A 2,388-nucleotide genomic window follows, 5' to 3' on the forward strand; every position below is an offset into this window, starting at 1 on the left:
TTGGCGAAAGCCGAGTTGGAACCGGCTGTGCAAGCGGATGTATGGCAGCAGGCAGTAGAGCAGTGCGATTCGTTGATTAGTGAATCACGGCAACCAATCCGTAAATAACTAATCCAGTCTGACAGCAGATTACTGTCACTAAAGACTGAACTCTCGGTCAGATACAAGTGCAAGCCTTGTCATTCAGACTCAGAATTGACTCCTTACCTGCCCACACCGAACAAGCTCGGTTCTTGTAGAGTGAAGCTGGGAGCAGGGCGCAATCAGACGACCGTTGCGGGTTGACACTGGCGCTAATGGGGAGTTCCCACGATGAAACAGAGCCTAGAAAAGCGACTTACTGTCAAGCAGGGCGCAACACAAAACCCCCTGACTTTACTGGAGTTCATTCCCGCCGAAAACTGTTTTATTATCGGCAAGAGTCCAGGGAATCCAGCAGTCGAATTGGCTACATCTAACGGAACAACGCCACATGCTACAACGGGGGGAACCCCCCATCGGGTTCGGCAGTTCCTCATGGGGGAAACCCCCAAGACCGGACTGCCTCACCGCAACGCAGTGGCTCATCAATCTAACCGAGGGAACGAATAAAAACGAGTTGTGGGTCTAGGGGCTTTCGTTTCCCAAGTAGCCCAGACGAGAGGAGGAATCCCCACAATTCGGGTAGGACAGACCGTAATTGGTCTGAGGTGTTCAGAATACACAAACTCTAGAAGAGAAAATGATTAGGCACAGTAGACATACTAGTGAATCTTGGAGAGCTTTACCGTGGAAGAAATTCCGCCGTAACCTTTTCCGCCTTCAAAGGCGCGTGTACAAAGCGGTTCTTGTTGGAGACAAGCGGAAAGCTAGGTTACTCCAAAAGCTTATTCTTAAATCCACCTCGGCTCGATTTCTTGCAATTAGACTTGTATCTCAGCTAAATGCTGGCAAAAAAACGGCTGGTATTGATGGTAAGAAATCCCTCTCATTCATGGAACGTTTCAACCTTGAAGAACTACTGAAAATGAATAGTGGAAATTGGAAACATCAAGGCTTACGGGAAATCCCCATCCCCAAAAAGGACGGGACTACCAGAATGCTTAAGATACCAACCATCGCGGACAGAGCTTGGCAATGCCTCGCAAAATATGCACTTGAACCAGCACACGAAGCCACTTTCCATGCCAGGAGTTACGGGTTCAGAACTGGTCGCTCTGCCCACGATGCACAAAGGCACATCTTTAATAACCTTAACTCTAGAGTCAACGGAATAGAGAAACGAGTTATAGAACTCGATATTGAAAAGTGCTTCGACAGGATTAACCACTCAGCAATAATGGACGAACTCATCGCCCCTTTTGGCTTAAAACTCGGTATTTTCCGATGCCTAAAGGCAGGAGTTAACCCAGAATTTCCTGAACAAGGAACGCCCCAAGGGGGAGTGGTCAGTCCGCTACTAGCTAATATCGCGCTCAACGGGATTGAGAGTATACACAGGTACCATGGGAATCAGGGATACAGAATCACTGATAAAACCTCAGCCAGTGATATCACCGAGCCATCAATCCGATACGCGGACGACATGGTTATAATACTCCGACCCGAAGATGATGCAACAGAGATACTTGAAAGAATCAGCGAGTTCCTCCGCAAACGCGGAATGAATGTAAGCCAAAAGAAAACCAAAGTTACCGCCGCGACAGATGGGTTTGATTTCCTCGGCTGGCACTTCAAAGTCCAGAAAAACGGAAAGTTTAGATGTATCCCTTCAATGGACAACTTCAAAGCTTTTCGTAAGAAAGTAAAGCTCATCGTCAACAACTCGAATTATGGTGCTACCACAAAAGCTGAGAAATTAGCCCCGGTAGTTAGAGGTTGGAGAAACTACCATAAGTTCTGCAAGATGGATGGGTCAAAGTTTTCTTTATGGCACATCAATCATAGAGCTTTCAAGGTATTCAACAAGGAAACCAAGCAAAATCGTCACACCTGCCAGGAGCTAATAAAAAAGGCATTCCCAGCAGTTCCTTACTCCGAAAACAAACACATTTCTGTCAAGGGAATTAAATCACCTTACGACGGAGATACAGCCTACTGGAGCGAACGTAACAGTAAACTCTATGACGGCAAAACCTCTATTGCTCTTAAGAAGCAAAACCATAGATGTGCATCCTGCGGTCTAAAATTCATCGATGAAGAACGGATTCATCTGCATCACATCGACGGAAATCACGCCAACTGGAAGAAAAATAATCTCGAAGCAATTCATGAGAGTTGCCACGATTACAAGCACATGAGCAAAGGCGCAAGCTAAGAACATCGGGAGCCGTGTACACGGAAACGGGTACGCACGGATCTAACTGAGAGGTGCGGGGAATAATATCCCCCATCGACTCAAACAGCTGG

At 46.9% G+C, this 2,388-nt stretch carries 2 protein-coding genes; both read left to right on the top strand.

Features of this window, described 5'->3' with window-relative positions:
* Window positions 1-312: 312 nt before the first annotated feature.
* Entirely contained in the window at window positions 313-591 is a 279-nt protein-coding gene (locus tag ACEYW6_RS36005) for a hypothetical protein (protein ID WP_412983576.1), read from the top strand.
* Window positions 592-721: 130 nt separating this feature from the next.
* Window positions 722-2,296, top strand: a complete 1,575-nt coding sequence (locus ACEYW6_RS36010) for a group II intron reverse transcriptase/maturase (protein WP_412983577.1) — start codon at window positions 722-724, stop codon at window positions 2,294-2,296.
* Window positions 2,297-2,388: the final 92 nt, after the last annotated feature.

This window comes from Nostoc sp. UIC 10607, from assembly GCF_047228265.1.
Taxonomy (GTDB): Bacteria; Cyanobacteriota; Cyanobacteriia; order Cyanobacteriales; family Nostocaceae; genus Nostoc; species Nostoc foliaceum_A.